This window comes from Pseudoalteromonas sp. THAF3 (assembly GCF_009363775.1).
Taxonomy (GTDB): domain Bacteria; phylum Pseudomonadota; class Gammaproteobacteria; order Enterobacterales; family Alteromonadaceae; genus Pseudoalteromonas; species Pseudoalteromonas ruthenica.
Genome location: NZ_CP045418.1, coordinates 2,284,564 through 2,303,617, shown reverse-complemented (window position 1 = coordinate 2,303,617; position 19,054 = coordinate 2,284,564). Strand labels below are relative to the sequence as shown.

General features: G+C 49.1%; 16 protein-coding genes. 7 read left to right on the top strand and 9 right to left on the bottom strand.

The annotated features are described in order from the left end of the window. The first annotated feature begins 1 nt into the window (after position 1). From FIU82_RS10715 to FIU82_RS10695, 5 genes are read left to right on the top strand one after another with little or no spacing between them, the layout of a single operon-like run. Positions 2-1,954: a heme lyase CcmF/NrfE family subunit gene (locus FIU82_RS10715; RefSeq protein ID WP_138547556.1), complete on the top strand. Its 1,953-nt coding sequence runs from the start codon at positions 2-4 to the stop codon at positions 1,952-1,954. Then, positions 1,951-2,520 carry a redoxin family protein gene (locus FIU82_RS10710; RefSeq protein WP_045979862.1) on the top strand — a complete coding sequence of 190 codons (570 nt, stop codon included), beginning with the start codon at positions 1,951-1,953 and terminating at the stop codon, positions 2,518-2,520. The genes FIU82_RS10715 and FIU82_RS10710 overlap by 4 nt, the downstream gene beginning before the upstream one ends. After that, positions 2,517-2,978 carry a cytochrome c-type biogenesis protein gene (locus FIU82_RS10705; RefSeq protein WP_152441053.1) on the top strand — a complete coding sequence of 154 codons (462 nt, stop codon included), beginning with the start codon at positions 2,517-2,519 and terminating at the stop codon, positions 2,976-2,978. The genes FIU82_RS10710 and FIU82_RS10705 overlap by 4 nt, the downstream gene beginning before the upstream one ends. Beyond that, on the top strand, positions 2,978-4,213 hold the full coding sequence (ccmI, locus tag FIU82_RS10700; protein ID WP_152441052.1) for a c-type cytochrome biogenesis protein CcmI: 1,236 nt from the start codon (positions 2,978-2,980) through the stop codon (positions 4,211-4,213). Before FIU82_RS10705 ends, ccmI begins: the two co-directional genes overlap by 1 nt. Positions 4,214-4,221: 8 nt before the next feature. After that, a complete protein-coding gene (locus FIU82_RS10695) occupies positions 4,222-4,959 on the top strand; it encodes a VacJ family lipoprotein (protein ID WP_045979859.1) in 738 nt (245 codons plus the stop codon). Positions 4,960-5,018: 59 nt separating this feature from the next. Here FIU82_RS10695 and FIU82_RS10690 read toward each other — a convergent pair whose 3' ends face one another. Then, positions 5,019-6,239, bottom strand: coding sequence for an EAL and HDOD domain-containing protein (locus tag FIU82_RS10690; protein ID WP_022944761.1), 1,221 nt, complete (start codon positions 6,237-6,239; stop codon positions 5,019-5,021). 374 nt (positions 6,240-6,613) lie between these two features. Here FIU82_RS10690 and putP point away from each other — a divergent pair, with 374 nt between their 5' ends. After that, complete coding sequence (putP, locus tag FIU82_RS10685) at positions 6,614-8,101, top strand: sodium/proline symporter PutP (RefSeq protein WP_053911206.1); 1,488 nt, start codon at positions 6,614-6,616, stop codon at positions 8,099-8,101. A gap of 643 nt (positions 8,102-8,744) precedes the next feature. Further along, positions 8,745-10,718 carry a TonB-dependent siderophore receptor gene (locus tag FIU82_RS10680; protein WP_152441051.1) on the top strand — a complete coding sequence of 658 codons (1,974 nt, stop codon included), beginning with the start codon at positions 8,745-8,747 and terminating at the stop codon, positions 10,716-10,718. Positions 10,719-10,803: 85 nt separating this feature from the next. Here FIU82_RS10680 and FIU82_RS10675 read toward each other — a convergent pair whose 3' ends face one another. The 8 genes from FIU82_RS10675 to FIU82_RS10640 form a co-directional block, all read right to left on the bottom strand. Then, the gene (locus FIU82_RS10675; RefSeq protein WP_152441050.1) at positions 10,804-11,535 is read right to left on the bottom strand and encodes a DUF3379 family protein; all 732 of its coding nucleotides are present in this window, start codon (positions 11,533-11,535) and stop codon (positions 10,804-10,806) included. Beyond that, entirely contained in the window at positions 11,528-12,052 is a 525-nt protein-coding gene (locus FIU82_RS10670; RefSeq protein ID WP_257220993.1) for a sigma-70 family RNA polymerase sigma factor, read from the bottom strand. Before FIU82_RS10670 ends, FIU82_RS10675 begins: the two co-directional genes overlap by 8 nt. Positions 12,053-12,193: 141 nt before the next feature. Then, positions 12,194-13,795, bottom strand: a complete 1,602-nt coding sequence (locus FIU82_RS10665) for a BatD family protein (RefSeq protein WP_152441049.1) — start codon at positions 13,793-13,795, stop codon at positions 12,194-12,196. After that, positions 13,789-15,687: a VWA domain-containing protein gene (locus FIU82_RS10660; RefSeq protein WP_152441048.1), complete on the bottom strand. Its 1,899-nt coding sequence runs from the start codon at positions 15,685-15,687 to the stop codon at positions 13,789-13,791. The genes FIU82_RS10665 and FIU82_RS10660 overlap by 7 nt, the downstream gene beginning before the upstream one ends. Beyond that, positions 15,684-16,679: a VWA domain-containing protein gene (locus tag FIU82_RS10655; RefSeq protein WP_045979854.1), complete on the bottom strand. Its 996-nt coding sequence runs from the start codon at positions 16,677-16,679 to the stop codon at positions 15,684-15,686. The genes FIU82_RS10660 and FIU82_RS10655 overlap by 4 nt, the downstream gene beginning before the upstream one ends. After that, entirely contained in the window at positions 16,672-17,103 is a 432-nt protein-coding gene (locus FIU82_RS10650; RefSeq protein ID WP_152441047.1) for a DUF4381 domain-containing protein, read from the bottom strand. The genes FIU82_RS10655 and FIU82_RS10650 overlap by 8 nt, the downstream gene beginning before the upstream one ends. Beyond that, positions 17,104-18,069 carry a DUF58 domain-containing protein gene (locus FIU82_RS10645; RefSeq protein ID WP_152441046.1) on the bottom strand — a complete coding sequence of 322 codons (966 nt, stop codon included), beginning with the start codon at positions 18,067-18,069 and terminating at the stop codon, positions 17,104-17,106. It lies immediately after the preceding gene. Next, entirely contained in the window at positions 18,069-19,025 is a 957-nt protein-coding gene (locus FIU82_RS10640; protein WP_022944752.1) for a MoxR family ATPase, read from the bottom strand. The genes FIU82_RS10645 and FIU82_RS10640 overlap by 1 nt, the downstream gene beginning before the upstream one ends. Between the last annotated feature and the right edge of the window lie 29 nt (positions 19,026-19,054).

The window sequence follows — 19,054 nt, the reverse complement described above, 5'->3', positions numbered from 1 at the left end:
TATGATTCCAGAGCTCGGGTACTTTTCCCTAACCTTAGCAATGGTGCTGTGTGTACTGTTGTTTATATTTCCTTTGTGGGGCGCGCATACCGGTAATCTCAGGTTAATGCGTGCAGCTCCTTCTTTGGCTGTGGGCCAATTCATTTTTGTTCTGCTCTCTTTCGCGGCTCTTATTTACGCCAGTGTCACCGATGACTTTACCGTCGCCTACGTTGCTTACCACTCCAGTAGCACGCTACCTTGGTATTACAAAATAACCTCGACTTGGGGTGGCCATGAAGGCGCTATTTTATTATGGCTGGTCATGCAAGCGGGGTGGACAGCCGCAGTGGCGCTGATGTCTAAATCGTTACCATGGCCGCTGCGCGCCCGGGTGCTCGGCGTACTTGGGTTCTTAGCGGTTGGCTTTATGCTTTATACCTTATTGATGTCGAGCCCGTTTGAACGCTTATTACCTTACTTTCCAGTAGAAGGGCGCGATCTTAATCCTTTGCTGCAAGACCCTGGCATGATTATTCACCCGCCATTGCTGTATATGGGCTATGTGGGTTTATCTGTCTCTTTCTCATTTGCCATTGCCGCACTGTTGACCGGTCAACTAGATAATTTGTGGGCCAAGTGGTCTCGTCCTTGGACGATGGCTGCCTGGGGCTTTTTGACTCTCGGTATCACTATCGGTAGCTGGTGGGCTTATGCTGAACTTGGCTGGGGGGGCTGGTGGTTCTGGGATCCAGTAGAAAACGCCTCACTGATGCCGTGGCTGGTGGCCACCGCATTATTGCACTCTTTGGCGACCACGGAAAAACGCGGCATCTTTAAGTCATGGACTGTGCTATTGGCCATCGCAGCGTTCTCGCTGAGTTTACTAGGTACCTTTATCGTACGTTCAGGGATCATCGTCTCGGTGCACGCGTTCGCGTCAGACCCAGATCGCGGTATGTTTATTTTGGCGTTTTTAGCCATCGTCGTCGGTGGCGGCTTGTTGCTGTATGCTCTGCGTGCAGGGCAGGTACAAAGTGAGGGGCGTTATAGCCTATTCTCCCGTGAAGTCGCACTGTGGCTAAACAATATTTTACTGGTGGTGGCAACCCTTATTGTCCTGCTTGGCACGTTGCTCCCTATGGTGCACAAGGAGCTCGGCCTTGGCTCTATTTCCATCGGTGAACCGTTCTTCAATCAGATGTTCAGTTATTTAATCGTGCCTTTTGCCTTGCTATTAGGTGCCGCACCGCTGCTACGCTGGAAGCAGAATAAGTTTAGCCAAGTGGCTCGTAAGTATGGCCTCGGGTTAGTCCTGACACTGATCGCGACACCAGTGTGGCTGTATAGCAGCTTCGATAACGTCAGTGCCTTAACGCTACTGGCCACCGGCCTTGGAGTGTGGGTGTTAATCATGAGCGCCCAAGACCTGTTGTTAAAAGTGTCACAAGCAAACAGTGTGGCCACTGGCATTAAGCGTCTCGGTTTGAGCTATTGGGCGATGCTGCTTGGCCATGTCGGTCTTGCCTTAGTCGTGATCTCGGTCACCCTAACATCGGCTTATTCCACCGAACGAGACGTGCGCGTTGAGCCCGGTGAGCAAGTTGCCTTAGGTGGCTATGAATTCCGTTTTGATGGTGTTAAAGCCATTCGCGGCCCCAATTACAGTGGTCACGCTGGCGTTGTCACTGTGTTTGATGGCGATGAGGTGGAAGCCGTATTACATGCAGAAAAACGCCGCTATGACATCGGCATGCAGTTTATGACCGAAGCTGCGGTTGACCCAGGTTTTACCCGCGACTTATACCTGGCCCTTGGTGAGCAATTAAGCGGTAACGCATGGTCTTTACGCTTGTATCATAAACCTTATGTGCGGGTAATGTGGCTAGGTGGGATATTAATCTCCTTAGCTGGGTTTGTTGTGTTGTTCGATAGACGCTATCGCCGTCGCGTGCGTAAGGAAGGTCAGTCATGAGTAAAAAGTGGATAGTGATTACGCCGTTATTAGTTTTTGTGCTGTTATGCGGGTTTTTACTCAAAGGCCTTTTTTCGGATCCGCGCGAATTACAAAGCGGTCGCGTGAATCAGCCTTTGCCGGCCTTTGACTTGCCTGATCTCATGGATCCAGATAAACGCTGGACCAATGCCGACCTGCAAGGGCAAACCTATTTACTCAACGTTTGGGGCACTTGGTGTCCTACCTGCTTGGCGGAGCTGGGTTATTTGACCGAGTTACGCGAGCAGGGAGTTAGTATTGTTGGTTTGTATTATGAACAAGGCTACGACCCTGATTTTGACGGTCAATTTAACCTCGCTGCTTTGCAGCAAGAAGTGCGTGATATGTTGGCCCGAGCAGGCGACCCATATCAATTCAACATGCTTGATCTAGATCGCCAATTTCTTCTTGATTTAGGCGTTTCAGGTGCGCCCGAAACCTTCCTAATTAATAGCGAGGGGAAAGTGCTTGTGCATCATACCGGCGACATTAACCAACGTGTGTGGCGCGCTAAGTTCGCACCCTTAATGCAGGAGGCGCAATGAGATATTTACTATTAGCCATAGTACTGATGTTGGCGCTGCCAGCACTTGCTGTGGAGGAAAAGTACGATTTTGCTAATGACGACCAAGCCCAGCTGTTTTCAGAGCTAACCAAAGAGCTACGCTGTCCCAAGTGCCAAAATCAAAACATCGCTGACTCTGATGCCGTGGTGGCCAAAGATTTACGGGATAAAGTCGAAGAGCTCGTTAAAGAGGGTCAAAATAAAGACCAAGTGATTGATTATATGATCGATCGTTACGGTTACTTTGTGCACTATCAGCCGCCAGTCACTCCAGCGACCATCTTATTATGGATTTTGCCAGGGCTGATCGTTATTGCAGGCTTCGCTTTTATTGTTTTACGGCAAAAGAAAGCGGCGCAAAAAGCAAGTTGGTCAGCGGCCGATGAGCAAAAACTGCAGCAACTTATCAAGCAATATCAGCGTAAGGAGTCAGCGTAATGCTTACTATGTGGGGGGGCTTTGCTGCCCTGATTATTATTGCTTTAGCGTTTGTCTGCTGGCCGTTTTTTCGACGTTTTCAGGCACAGAGTAATTCAGGCGTGAATGCGCAGCGTATCGACATCTTCAATCAACGTCAGCAAGAGCTTGCAGACGAACTCGCCATGGAGCGCATCTCACAAAGCAGTTTTGACGAGTCCATGGTTGAGCTGAAGCGTCGTTTGCTGAATGATTTATCACCTGAGCAACAGTTACATGGCCGAGGTAATAACCGTATTTTGGCGCTAACAGGGGTGCTCTTTGTGATGGTCCTCAGTGGCGTGTTTTACTACTTTACTGGCAGTTATCAGCAGCTAAAGAGCTGGGAGCAGGCTATTGAACAACTGCCTGAGTTAGGTGAGCGTGCGGTGATGGGCAAAGGTGAACCATTGTCGGCCAACGAGCGACAAGCGTTATTACTCGGGCTTCGCACCCGCTTGGCACAAGATGGCGATGATGCCGTTGCCTGGCTGATGTTAGGACGCGTTGCTATGACTCTGGATGAGTTTGAAATGGCCACTCAAGCTTTTGATAAAGTATTGGCCATGGACCCAGACAACTTAGGCGCTAAAGTCAGCTACGCACAAGCGCTGTTGGTACGGGGTAACGACAGCAGTATGACGCAGGCAGCAAAGTTACTCTCGCAAGTGTTGCAGCAGCAGCCACAAAACATGGATGCGATTTCCATGTTGGCGCTGATAGCCTACGAGCGCCAAGATTGGCTTGAAGCAAAAAGTGCCTTTGAGCTTATTTTATCGTCCATGCGTCAAGACGACCCGCGTTATGCCATGGTGGCGCAGCGCATCGATGAAATCGAGCAACGCATTAGCCAATCACAGCAAAGCTCCGGCGAGGAAATAACGGTTGCTGTCGCGCTGGCCGATAAAGTTAAAGACCGCATCCCCCATCAAGCGATTTTGTTTGTCTATGCTAAAGCTGCTTCCGGGCCACCTATGCCTCTGGCAGTAAAGCGTTTTTCTGAATTTTCATTGCCAATGACGGTGACATTATCGCAAGCGGATGCGATGATGGCGGAATTAACACTGGCTCAATTTGAGCAAGTGCAAATCATCGCTCGTATCTCCAAAGATGGTGATGTCGCCATTGCCAGCGGCGAATTACAAGGACAGTCTGGTGTGATTGACCAGCAGCAACAGAAGCAAGTGGACGTGCTTATCGACACTTTGATTCAGTAGGAAGTGACATGTTAAAGAAGACTTTTATAACGCTTGTGGCGTTAGTACTCAGTGCCTGTGCCCAGGTTCCTCCAGAAAAAGAGGATCCGCGCGATCCGCTACAAAGCCTGAACCGACCATTGTATGACTTTAATATGGATGTGTTGGATGCTTACATTTTGCGTCCAGTTGCAGTGGGTTATGTGGAAGTAACACCAGCGCCTGTTCGTCGTTCGGTGGTGAACTTTACCGACAATATTAGCGCGCCAACCGATGCTATTAACGCAGCACTGCAAGGCAAAGCGGATCACACCGGCATAAGTATTGCGCGCTTTTTAGTCAATACCACAGTAGGTATAGGGGGATTATTTGACGTGGCTTCATCCCTTGGGTTGGAGTATGTTGATGAGGACTTTGGTCAAACCTTAGGGGTTTGGGGAGTAGGTGATGGAGCCTATGTGATGATCCCAGGAATGGGGCCGAGCACCGCACGTAACGTAACCGGCGATATTGTTGATAATGTGGTATTGCCTGAAATCGCTCTGACCACACCGCAAACTATTTTAGTGTTTGCTTTGAAGGCCGTGGAGGCGCGAGCTTCATTGATCCCCCAAGAGAGCTTGCTAAATGAATCGCTGGACCCTTATACCTTTATGAAAGATATATACTACCAGCGCCAGTTGTATGAGCTACATGACGGTAATCCTCCTATAGAGGAAGAGCCTGAAGCGCAAGACTACGATGATGACTTTTTGGAGAACCTCTAGTCGATTAGCGCAAACAGCGAATAATAAAAAAGCCGGCAATTCGCCGGCTTTTTCAATTATTACATAATGGCTTGCATTTGCTCGTTAGCCCAATGAATTGCCTCATGGTAGGCATCGGGCACTTTGTTGGCATCCAGTTTCATTTCTTCTACTGTTGCGTTAGCTTGTTGCCACTGGGCGTGCTCATAATATTTTACCAAGGTGATATAGCCCGCAAGTACGCCTTCGTTGTCGCGCAGCGCCGCTTTTATATCATTGGCCAAAGGCAAACGTTCAACAACCGCTGCCATATCTTGGTCTAAAATCGCGTCTAACAGAGACATCATGCCGGTTAAGAATGCACGTCCTGGGTCACCTGCATTTTGGTGCTGCTCTGCTAATACCTCGGCAAAACGGGCGCGGGTAAGGGATAAACGCATCAGTTCGGCAGGTTTGTCTGAAGACAGTTGCGCGGTGAACAGCAGCGATAAAAACTTTTTAATCTCTTTGGCACCGAGCACCACGAGCGCTTGCTTAATGGTGGATACCTCAGCGCGGCGTTTAAACATGGCGGAATTGGAATAGCGCAACAACTTGTAAGAGAGGTTAACGTCGCGTTCAAACACCTTAGTGACTTTTTCCAAATCCATTTCACTGGTTGATGTTTCGTATAGCAACTCGGCAAGCGTCAACTCCGAGGGCGGCAATGCCTTACTTTGTACCATCTCAGGCTTAGAGAAGAAGAAGCCTTGGAAGTAGCTAAAACCAAGGTCGAGCGCGTGCTGATACTGCTCATAAGTTTCTACCTTCTCAGCCAACAGCTTGATGTTGTCAAAGCCTTTAATCGCCGCGACCACTTCTTGTATTTCTTGTTCGTTGGTTTCCAAGTAATCGATTTTAATAATATCGATAAAAGGGAAGAAGTGACGCCAGACGTTTTGATGTTTATAGTCATCAAGGGCAATGGTATAGCCTTGCTCTTTCAGGTCCTGTACAAGGGCTAGCAGACGTTTGCCAGGTTGCACGGTCTCGAGTATTTCAACGACAATTTCGTCAGTGCCCATCATGGTGGCATACCCTTTACTGAGCGTTTCTAAAGTAAAGTTGATATAAGCCGGCTTGTTGTCGGTTAGCTCTTCAAGGCCAAAGGTAAACTGACTCCCTTCGATAAGCTTAGAGGTGGCTTCATCACCATTGATTTGTGGGAACACATTGGCTAAGCCATCGCGGAACAACAGTTCGTAGCCGACCAGTGTTTTCTCTCTATCCAGAATGGGCTGACGCGCAGCGTAAAAATTCATTTATTGGCACTTCCAAAAATACGTTGCTAATTGCTTAACAATATATGAAAAATCTAGGTTGTTTTCATTAATAATTATACTTTTTTGTGAGCTAAGTGCGTAAATGTGACGTTGAAACCATCATATGTATCAAATATTTAATACATAAGTATGGATATCGCACTAATTGGAGTTGCGGGTCAGGGCCATGCTATAGTGGTGTGAGCGTACGTTGTGATAAAAATGCACTGCAACGTCGTTAGGGTATGCTGACCTTTGCTGCAAAAACAGGCAGCAAAGGTCAACGCGCCTAAGTAATAATAACAACATTCTTCGCCCAATCTGTGCTTCGTGCGGCTTTTGGGGTGAAGCTCAGCGCTAAGTTGGAGGCTAAATTGGAAGTAGGTACGATAATTTCTCTTGCTCTGTATTTCATCGTTATGCTCGGCATCGGTCTGTATGCATACAAGAAATCAACGGATGATGTATCAGGGTACATGTTAGGTGGGCGTAATCTTAGACCCAGTGTAGCAGCGCTTTCTGCAGGTGCTTCTGACATGAGCGGTTGGATATTGATGGGCTTGCCTGGTGCTATGTTCTTAACTGGCTTTAGTGCTACCTGGATTGCCATAGGATTGGTGATTGGTGCTTGGGCTAACTACCTATTAGTAGCGCCGCGCTTACGTGTATATACCGAGCGGGCCAATGATGCGATAACCATTCCTGATTACTTTGCTAACCGTTTTAACGATTCCAAAAACGCGCTGCGCGTGGTGTCTGCGGTGGTGATCATCGTGTTTTTCACCTTGTATACCTCTTCAGGCGTTGTCGCTGGCGGTAAACTGTTTGAAAGCTCGTTCGGTTTATCCTATGAAATGGGCTTATATGTGACCACCGGCGTGGTCGTATTGTATACCTTATTTGGCGGCTTTTTAGCTGTGAGCCTAACTGACTTTGTGCAAGGCTGCATTATGTTCTTAGCGCTCATTATCGTGCCTTTTGTTACCTATACCTTACTTGAGCAGCCTCTACCTGCCACGCTTGAACAGGTAAATCCGGATATGCTTGAGTGGGTGGGGACCGGCTCAGTACTAGGAATTATTTCGGCTATGGCGTGGGGTCTGGGTTACTTCGGTCAGCCCCATATCATCGTACGCTTTATGTCAGTTCGTGGTTTGAAAGATATTCGCGTTATGCGCCGTATTGGTATGTCGTGGATGATTGTTGCTGCGGTAGGTGCAGTGGCAACAGGTTTATGCGGTGCTGCTTATAGCTATGAGAAAGGTATTACCGTTGAAGATGCGGAAACCATTTTCCTCATTTTATCTCAATTGCTATTCCACCCACTGGTGGCTGGATTCTTATTAGCAGCTATCTTAGCGGCTATCATGAGTACCATTTCCTCGCAGCTATTAGTGAGTTCCAGCTCGCTGACAGAAGACTTCTACAAGATTTACATCAAACGTGATGCCTCAGAAAAAGAGCTTGTGCTCGTGGGTCGCATCAGCGTGCTACTGGTTGCACTGTGTGCCATCTACCTTGCATATGACCGCGATAGCTCGATTTTATCGTTGGTGAGTAACGCTTGGGCCGGTTTTGGTGCGGCGTTCGGTCCGCTAGTATTATTTAGCTTGTATTGGCGCCGTATGAACCTTCCAGGCGCGCTTGCAGGTATGATTGTTGGTGCGGCTACGGTGCTATTCTGGATTTACGCGCCTGTTACGATTGATGGCCAGTCACTAAGCGACTGGATGTATGAAATCGTCCCAGGCTTTATTCTTGCGAGTATCGCTATTGTTGCAGTATCGCTGGCGACTAAAGAGCCTAGCGAAGCACTGACAGATACCTTTGATAAGGTTGAGGCAGAGCTGCAAGAAGGCTAATCCCTGAGAATTAGAGATAGTAAAAGGCCACCCTTAGCGGGTGGCCTTTTTTATGGCCGCAAAGAGTTTGCTACTTTGCGTTTGTCGTCGCTTTGTATTCGATACTAGGGTAATCCGGGGTAGGGTATTTCAACTAAACGGCAAAACTTATACACTAAGTATCGGACTGTAATCGAAGACGGCGATGGTTAAAGTGCTACCAAATATACTCATTATTGTCATTGTGACTGTGTTTACAGGGCAGTCTTTGGCTAGCAGTAATTCGTTATGGCCCAATGACCTTTTCGACTCCCAACACTTGTCAAATGAGCACTCGGCGCTGAATTCCGTCATTATATCTGACGGTAGCAGTGAGGATGATTGTTGTGAGGTAGAGTGCTGTGATATTGAATGTGTCTGTCCAATTAACAGCTGTCTATTTGCTCTCTACTTACCCACTTACCTTAATGACCTTCGCTTAATTAAATATCGCACTAGGGCAAGCGCTTTTAAATTTATTGCGCCAAGGCCAGTTACATTTATCCCATATCGTCCTCCCATTTTTACCCGCAGATAACGCAAATTGGGAATTTCGTTTCCCGTCAGTATTAATAAATACACGCCTTATAGTCATGAGGCTTTGCATTCTATTTTAGAGGTAAAAATGAATTCTAATTTTTCCAAAATAACCGCAGCGGCTGTGCTGGTCTCGCCATTTCTAGCCCTAGCTCAGGGTAGTGAAGAGCATCACCACCAACACAACAATAAGAAAGTTGAAAGAATACAAGTAACGGCATCTCGCCTAGGGCGCATAGTTACTGAATCAGCGACACGCACCGAGGTGATTAGCGCAGAAGAGATACAAGAAAAAGCCATTATGCGGCCAGGAAACATCTCAATGCTGGTTGCGGAAACAGGGGGAGTACGTGTACAAAACACATCTCCGGCATTGGGCAGTGCGAATATCCGCCTGCAAAGTTTGTATGGCCGCTACACGCAGTTACTCAGTGATGGTTTACCACTGTATGGAGGGCAGAGCACATCAATTGGCCTGCTACAAATTCCTCCTACTGATTTAGCCAATGTAGAAATTATAAAAGGGTCGGCATCCTCTTTGTATGGTGGTTCAGCCTTGGGTGGGGTGATTAACCTTATCTCGCGTACGCCCAATGATGAGTTCGAAGCAGAGGTACTCATGAATGCAACATCTAAAGATGGTCAAGATATCACCTCTTATATCGCCTCACCTGTGTCGCAAACGATGAGCGCTTCACTTACGGCGGGTGTTCATCGTCAACATCAGCAAGATCTTGATGACGATGGCTGGTTAGATATGGCTGGGTATGAGCGTGCTACCGTGCGCCCTCGTTTGTATTGGCAAAGTGATAACGGAGCTAATTTATACGCCACGGTTGGGGCTATGACCGAACAACGTGATGGGGGCACGCGTGAAGGTGCTACCACACCCGATGGTAGTACCTTTACTCAGCGTCAAGACACGACCAGGTTAGACTCAGGGCTAGTGTTTGATCAGCCATTCGCTGATGTCTACAACCTCAATATCCGCGCTTCGGCCATGTATCAAGATCATGACCATCAATACGCAGAGAGTAACGAAGACGATACGCACGAAAGCTATTTACTAGAGAGTAGCGTCTCGGGGTATACAGACAAAGCTGCTTGGCTGGTAGGGGTGGCACATCAAGTTGAAAAGTTTAGCTCTGTGCAATTTTCAGAGTTTGACTACTCCTATCAAGTACCGGGGTTATTTTCGCAGTTAGACTACGAGGCTAGCGACGATATTTCTTTTTCATTAAGCGCTCGTGCAGATTGGCATAACGAATATGGCACGCAATTTAGCCCTCGGGTATCTGTGCTTTACAGGCCTGAGAATTGGACTTTAAGAGGGTCATATGGACAAGGTTTTTTCGCTCCAACACCATTTATTGAAGATATTGAAGAAGCTGGGCTATCGCGTTTAGAGCCACTGCAGGGGCTGCAAGAAGAGCATGCAGAAACGGCAGCGTTAGATTTAACCTATACGGCTGGTCGCATCGAAAGTGGCGTTACTCTGTTTTCGTCGAATGTTGACAATGTCACAGAGCTTGAAGTGATCGAACCACAAAACATAAATACAAATAAACAAGTACGAATTGTGAACACCCCTGGGCAAAGTGAAATCCGAGGCGCGGAGTTGTTGCTGCGTTATCGCTGGCGTGATTTGAAACTGACCGGCAGCTATTTATACACCGATGCTAGCAAAGATCAGGCATCAGGTACGCGCGTACCACTAACGTTAACGCCACGGCACATGGCAGGTGCTGTGTTGATGTGGGAAGAGCACGGTAGCCATATTGTCGGTTTTGAGGCTTATTACACTGGCACACAGCATTTGCAAGATAACCCCTATCGCAGTAAAAGTGAGGCCTATTGGCATCTTGGGTTATTGGGACAAATTACTTTGGGTAAAGTGAGCTATTTCGTCAATGCTGAGAACCTTCTCAATGTGCGGCAAACAAAAACGGATCCGTTAGTTTTACCCGAGCGTGCACCAAGCGGCCGATGGACAACCGATATATGGTCTCGTAATGATGGTTTTACCGTCAATGCGGGTATTCGTATTAAGCTCGGTGGTTAAACAGAGCTTTTCATCACAGCCAGTTATTAACTTGCTGATTGTAAGACAACAAAGCGGCCTATGGCCGCTTACTTTTCGATGATTATCAATTCCAACGCAGTGATTGGTTTATTCGTGCCTGGTATTCATCCACTGGCGCTTGCGCCATAGCCACGAGTATGGCGTCTCCTTGAGGGAAGTGTGAAACGCGTCCAGCGAAGCGCTGATCATTAAAATGGGCATCACCGAGATAATCGTTCGGAGAGGGGACGATAAATACCGTCATCGGGCCGAAATCCGATTGAAAAACTAGGTGCAAACCTTTTTGCCCTTTGAAATTACAGTAACGGGCATAGGTGATAGCCCCAGGTAACTCATCAAGGTGGCCGCCAAGCTCAGAGAGTCGTAAATTGACCTCATCCAAGGCTATTTCCTCATTTACGCTCAGTGCGTCAATTTCATGATAAACATGGGCCAAAGCGTGCTCACCAATAGATAACGTTGGCGACATCAGGTGATACAACACCCCAGTAAAGGCGATAACGACAGACGCAGCTATGGCAATATACCACGGCGTTTTTGGTTTAGTCTGCTTCGCTGCGGGGTTATTGCCCGAGCATTGATCGCTTTGCTCCCCCATGGTTTGGTTAAAAATAATTTTATCAGCCAAGTTATCGGGCACAGGTACTTGCATCGCCTCAACAAGCTCTTTATCAAGCTGCTTTAACTCATTAACTAATTGTTTGCGCTCAGGACTTTGCTCAGCAAACTCAAGCACGTCCTTGTCTTTGGTGTTTGGATGAGCAAAAAGGCGCCGGCGAAATTCTAATTCATCCATTTGGAGCCCCTTTCATAGGTTCAGTGGTTCGAGTGAGTGCGCTTTTTAGCTGATTTCTAGCTCGATATAAGCGCGTCATAACCGTGTTTTTGTTTAAGCCGAGGATTTGCGCAATTTCATCGCCGCTGCAACCACCAATCACTTGTAGGATTAACGGTTCACGGTATTCTTGCGCAAGCTCCATAATACGTCGTTGGACAACGGTCATTTCCATTTCGTCATCTAAAGAAGTGCTGCGTTCGTCGCAGAGGGTGTCTTGTTCGACATCACTGTAATCAAACTGCTTGCGTTCAAAGCGGCGAGCATTTTCTCGTCGCAAAATAGTAAACAGCCACGACTTAGCAGCGTTCTGATCGACTAATGAATCTAATGAACGCCATGCTCGTAAAAAAGTTTCTTGGACCAGGTCTTCAGCCACACTAGGGTCTTTGCAAAGCCAATAGGCAAAGCGATAGAGCTCTTTGTGGTATACCTGCACCAGCGCCTCATAGCGCTTTTGTTTATCTGCCATGCCCATTAAGACCTCCGACAGCAATAAAACATTTCACTTAACGGGAAATTTATTTGCTCAAGGCAATATTAAGCGCCTGCAGAGCAGGCGCTTAAAGACGGTTGCAGTGATTTGCAGTTGCCACTCGCAGTGAAGCGAACTAATGCCTTAATACAAGGAGTCTAGTTCAGTTTGTTGCTTTTGCTGCATGCTCACGGGTGTGTTAATACCTTGCGCAATCAAAGAGTAGTCAACCACTCTCTCGTCATGGCTATAGAGTTGCTGGCGCAACTTGGTAAGTTCTTGGCGGGCATCTTCAGGCCAGTGGCTTTGCCATTGGTGAAGTGAGCTTTTGTTCGCTTTGGCATGCGCATCTAAGGCGCGATAGAGCTCCTGCGGGTTTTGCGCTTTAAGCGCGCGCTGCACAGCCTGCAAATTACCCTTTGCTGTTTTAGGCTGCGGTTTGGTGCTGGTTGGTGCTAAAGGCTGAGTACGTTGATGTTGCCACCACCACGCTGCCATAGTCAGGAGCCACAGCGCATAACCTGGTATCGCCCATAGCAAGCTTACATCAGAGTGCGCGGGTGGCGCGCTAACATTGTTAGTTGCGGTGGTTTGCGGAGCATCACTAGGGGAAGGGGCGGCCGTTGTGCTGGCCTCGCCGACCACGGTAATGGTTTTTTCTGCTACTTTGGCTATCTGCGCGCGTCCTGTAACGGTATTAAACCAAGGCACCTCGATTGCTGGCAGCGTATAGGTGCCAGGCTGTTGTGGCACATAGGCAATGGATGTGGTGGTTTGAGCAATAATACGACCATCGCGAATAAGATGCGTGCGCTCGGATTGATCGGGGTAGCTGCGCACGTTTTCAAGGTCTGGGCTGGTTAAATCCGGCAGTTGCTCTTTGGTGGTATTCAAAGCCGTCAGTGTAAGCGTACGAGTGATGGGGGTGCCCACCTGCACTTGTTCATCAGCGCCTTGCCACTGTTCACTTAAATCCACCAACTCACTTGGCAGCCACGTGCCATTAATGCCCTCGGGCATGGGCTTCACATCAACCAATGTATTTGTGGCACTGGCACTGACTGCCATAGCACGGTAGTTTTTACGCACTTTGCCGTTTAACCGTGGCGCTTGTAACTCAAAGGTGCCACTTTTTTGTGGTTGTACTAAGTAGTCGCGTTGGATCACCAGGTAGCGCCGCCCATCAATGACTTCTTGGCTCTCACGCTGTTTGCCCATTTGCGTAATATTGGCGTTTTCCATACTCGGCGCGGCCAGTGAACCATCAATTAAATCAACACCTAAGTAAAGTTTAACGGTATAAACCCCGGCTTGCTGCACATACAGTGACTGCGGGGTGAGTTCGGTTTTAATAAAGGCGGTGCTATCGTCAAGACTGCTGTTGGCGTTGTTGACTACTTTTAGGGTAAAGGGCTCTGAGCTCACGCCATTAATAGTAAACGCCGGGATTTCATAATTACCCGCTTCACGTGCCATCAGCTCGATTTGCCATGTAGATTGTCGGCTTACGGCACCATTGATAATACGTGTTTGGTTACTACGAGACATAGGGCCAACCACAAAGTCATCAAGCAGCGCTTGAGTATCGGGTTGGCTATTGTTGACCGTATCATCGGCTTTGATGGTTATAGCGAAATACTCACCGGCAAGCACAGGGTTTTTATCGACACTGGCGGTAAGCTTAGTGAGCGCCAAAACGGGCATTGCTAAGCAGGTGAGTGCGATGAAGAAGGCGGTTCTTACCATGATTTTTCAACTCCTTGTGGTAAGCGGCGATAACGTTGTCTTTTTCTTGATTCAAGTTGCATTTTATTGCGCAGCAGAATTTCAGGGTCGTCAGGGATCTTGCGCAATAACTGATTCAACTGCTGGGCGCGCTCGCGCTCCTCAGGCGTCAGCTCACTGGCTTGTGCCGCCAGTTGTTGCTCTGTGCCCTGCTGTTCGCGTTGCTGTTGCTGCATTTGCTGAGCTTGTTGCTGTTGTTCAGCACTTTGCGCTTTATCGCCTTGTTGCTGCTCGCCATTTTGGCGTTGCTGCTGTTGCTGCGACTGTTCACTGTCGCTTTGTTTAGACTCAGACTCGGTAGGTTGTTGCCCACTCGATTCATCGTTTGCTTGGGCACTGTTTTGCGGGTCATTGTTGTTTGCGTCGTTACGCTGACCGGCGCTTTGTTGTTGCCCTTGTTGTGACTGTTGTTGCTCACCTTGCTGCTGATTATCGTTATCTTGCTCTGTTTGCTGCTCATTTTGCGAGGAGTCTTGTTCGTTATTTCCTTGTTGTGAATCCTGTTGCTGCTGCTGGCGCATTTGTTCCACTAATGCTTTGTTCCGTGCAGCCGATTCGAGCTCAGGGTTTTTCTCGAGCGCTTGCTGATATCGGTCAATCGCCTCATCAAGTTGCCCTAATTGCGCCAGGGCGTTGCCTTGGTTGTACAGCCCTTGCGCTGAATTGTCTGAAGCAAAGGCATCAAGAGCGCCTTGGTAATCCTGTTGTTGATATTTTGCTGCTCCGGCTATCAGCGGGTTTTCAGTTTGGCTGGCCTGATCATAGGCTTCGTTCTGATAAGCGGATAGGGCGTTTTGCTGTTCGTTGTTAAACCAGCTCTGCCACTGCGCCGCATAGGCCTTAGGTTGTGGCAGTAGCACCATAAAGGCGCACAGTACTAAAGCGCGACGGCCCATTAGCCATAACATTAACGGCACGATGAGCAGGGTTAAATAGATGCCGGCATCAATGCGCCATAAGGTCTGTTTATTGTCCTGTTGCAATTCTTGCTGCTGTTGCTCGGTGCTCTGCAGTACCGAGAGGTTTGCCGCACTTGCTTGATAGCGTAATAATTTTCCGTTGCCGGCTTGGGCCAAGCGCTGGAGACGTGAAAAGTCGGTGGTAGGGATAACGATTTGCCCGTACTGATCTTTAAGAAAACCCCCATCTGGCAAGTTAATCGGAGCACCCTCGGCAGTACCTATGGCATAAATATGTAAGCGATAGTCATGGCTGGCGAGCCAATCACGGACATCCGCTTCTTCATCGGCATCTATGCCATCGCTCAGTAAGATCACATCGCCACTAGCATAGCCTGCTTGGCTGAGTAACTCTTGTGCCTGTGTCAGCCCAGCAAGCACATTACTGCCTTGTCCGGGCATAATATCTGGGCTGAGACTGGGAATCAGATTGGTCAACGTCTGACTATCTGAGGTTAAGGGCGAAATTGTATAGGCATCATTGGCGTAGGCAACCAGCGCAGTTTCTCCTTCGGTGAACAAATCCACCATATCCAGAGCTTTATAGCGTACTTGTTGCAGCCGGCTTGGGGCGATGTCGGTGCTATACATTGAGCGCGACATATCCATGACTAACACCCGGGCCATTTTGCTTTGATAGACTGGCACCTCTTTTTTGCTAAAGCTTGGGCCGGCAATCGCCACTACCATCAAGGCCATAAGCAAAGTACTTAATACATGACTAGGTGCTCGCTTTTGCTGGCCTTGACTCAGGACCTGTGTTGCCAAGTGCGGAGCAATAAGTTGGCTATTGCTAGGTTGGCGTTTGCTCCCAGTGAGCCGCCAGAGCATGTACAAAGCCACCACTATCAGCAACCACAATGCATCGGGGCGAATAAACGTAAACTCGGTCATGCATCACCTACTACAGCTTGCTGCTTCAGTTGTCGCCATAAAGCAGCCAAAAATAACATCAATAAAGCGCCGCTTAGGGGCAGGTAAAACAAGGCATCCACTGGGCGGAATGTTTGCTCTTGCTCAGCTTGTGGCTCGAGCGCATCCAATTCTTTATAAATATTGGCCAAACTTTGGGTGTCTGTGGCGCGAAAATACTGACCGCCGGTCTGCTCTGCAATGGTTTTTAGCAGCGATTCGTCGAGCATGGCCCCAGAGCTGCCAAGCATAGAGAATAACCCGCCTTGGTTGCGGCCATCTGCGCCCACACCCACGGTATAGACTTTGACGCCGGCGTCTTTGGCCAAAATAAGCGCCTCTTCGGGTTTCAGGTTACCAGCGGTGTTTTGGCCATCGGTGAGTAAGATCACTACCTTGTTTGATTGTGACTTTTCATTAAAGCGCTTTACCGACAGCCCAAGGGCATCACCAATGGCGGTGGCACGTCCTACTAAACCAATTTGTGATTCTTCGAGCATTTGCGCCACAGTGTCAACGTCGCGTGTTAGTGGCGTTTGTAAAAACGCGGTGTCGGCGAATAAAATAAGCCCCAACTGATCGCCACGGCGCTGGCTAATAAACTCACTGAGCACCGCTTTAACGACACTAAGGCGGTCGACGAATCGCCCTTGATAAGCCATATCTTGCTCACGCATTGACCCAGATAAGTCCACCGCCAGCATAATGTCACGGCCTGGCTCTGAGAGGGTGATGGGTTCACCACGAAACACCGGGTTGGCAGCGCTGGCCACGACCAGCGCCCAGACAATTGCGAGTAACCAGTGTGGCCACTTGCGGCTGGGCGTGACCTTGGTGTTGGTCATTCCCATATGTGCCAATGCGTGAATGCGCAGCATCAAGGTGCTATGGTGTTTTTGTTTGCCAGCGATGAGCGCAATAAGCCAAGGCAAAGGCAGCAGGGCAAAAGCCCAGGGCCAAGCAAATTCAAACATCGATGCGCTCCTTGGTTTTAAATTGCTTTATGGCTTGGTGCAGCTTGTGTTGTAGCTCATCGCTTACCGCTCTAGGCTGATATAACTGCTGCAACTCCCGGGAGTTAAAATCAATATCACTTAATAGAGTCAATACTTGGCTCCAGCGCTCGGCACTGAGCGCCGCTACGCGCGTGCCATAGTAATGTTTGCCTAACCGTTTGAGCAGTTGATGCAAACGGGCGGCATCTTGGCTCTGCGCCAAGCGCAGAGCTTCGCGTTTGGCGCGGTTATGACGGCGTTGACGCACATACAGGGCCAGCGCCAATACCGCAGCAATCAACAGCACAGCCGCGATAACCCACCAGGCGGGGCCTGGCGGCCAAGCACTTACCTGCTCAGGGACCATGACATCGTCTAATTGAGAAAGGGGATTGCCTTGCATTTATGCACTCCGAAGCGAAAATTGTTGCTCAAGGGCACTGGCAGCGGAAATTTCCACCAGTGAGTGGCAATGGCGAGATAAACGCTGTAAGCGCTGCGAGTCAAATTGCTGTGCTTGGCGATGGTAGCGGCGGCGAAACTGGGCATCATCTAGGGCCAAACTTATTTTACCCCGGCCGGTGTCAACGTTGATGGTGTCATTGAATTGTGGCAGTTGGCGCTCGAACGGGTCACTAATGACACCAGCCACCACTTCACAATGGCGTGCCAGGTGCTGCAGTTGACGTTCTATGGCATCGCCGTATTCATCGTTGAGCTCAACAAAGTCACTGAGCAAATACACCACACTGCCTGGCTTGGCTAATTGGTTCATGCGTTGCAACTGGCTGAGCAGATTCCCGGCGTGTACTTGCTCGCCAATGTCTGCGTGCTGCATGTCTTGCATCGCATGAAGTACCCTCAACACCGCTTTATCACGGCTTTGTGGGCGAAACTCATGGTGCTGCTGTTCGTTAAATACCAAGGCGCCAAGCTTATCGCCGCGTTTACACGCCGACCAAGCCACCAGCGCAGCCACATGAGCGGCTTGCACCGATTTGAATACAAACTGTGAGCCAAACTGCATCGACGAGCTAAGATCGACCATTAGCAACACAGGGCGTTCTTTTTCCTCTTGAAAAAGCTTGGTGTGCGCTTCGCCAGTACGAGCGGTGACGCGCCAGTCGATACTGCGCACATCATCGCCTTGCTGGTAATGGCGCACCTCAGCAAACTCCATACCACGGCCTTTATGCGGGGCCAGATACTGGCCACTTAGCGGGCTGCGTAAACGCTTTTGCACCGCCAAATCCAGCAGCTGGGTTTTGCTTTTATAATATGTCAGCTCTTTCAGTGACAGGCTATGACCATTGCTGTGCAGCTTTTCAAGCCAGTACGCCACTGAGTGAGTGGGGGCCTGATTGTTCATTAGGGCACAGCCACTCGCTCAAGAATGTGCTGCAGCACTTGGTCTTTGGTTATGCCATCGGCTTGCGCTTCATAACTTAAAATGATGCGATGGCGCAGCACGTTATGGAACACCGCTTGAATATCTTCGGGGCTGACAAAGTCACGACCCTCTAGCCAAGCATGGGCTCGCGCAGCACGGTCAAGGGCTATGGTGGCACGGGGGCTGGCACCATATTCTAGCCAGCTAGCGAGCTGGTCATCCAGTTGCTTGCCATCGCGAGTCGCCATAATGAGTTGCACTAGGTACTGCTCCAACGGCTCGGCTAAGTGCAAGGCTAATACTTCCTTGCGCGCGGCAAATAAATCCGCCTGGGTGAGCGGCTCAATACGGGCGTGTTCCCCCTCAAGTGCTTCGCCGCGCGTCAGCCGTAAAATGGCGAGCTCGGAGTCCGCATCGGGGTAGTCAATATTAAGGTGTAGTAGGAACCGGTCAAGCTGAGCTTCGGGCAGTGGGTAGGTGCCTTCTTGCTCTAGCGGATTTTGCGTCGCCATTACCATAAACAGCTGCTCGAGCGGATAGGTGTTTTTACCCACGGTAATTTGCCGCTCTGCCATGGCTTCTAATAATGCCGATTGCACTTTTGCTGGTGCCCGGTTTATTTCGTCGGCTAACACTAAGTTATGGAAAAGCGGGCCTGGCTCAAATACAAATTCGCTGGTTTGCTGACGATAGATATCGGTTCCAGTCACATCTGAGGGCAGTAGGTCAGGGGTGAACTGAATGCGTTGAAAACTCCCCTCCAACCCTTTGGCCAGCGCATTCACAGCCCGCGTTTTGGCAAGCCCAGGTGGCCCTTCCACCAATAAGTGACCATCAGCGAGAACAGCAATTAATAATGCTTGAGTCAAATGGGGTTGGCCGATAATTTCGCTATCGAGGTAGGTTTTTAATTGTGCAAACTTAGCAACTGCCATAAGTGTACGTATCCTTGCCGGCATAAATG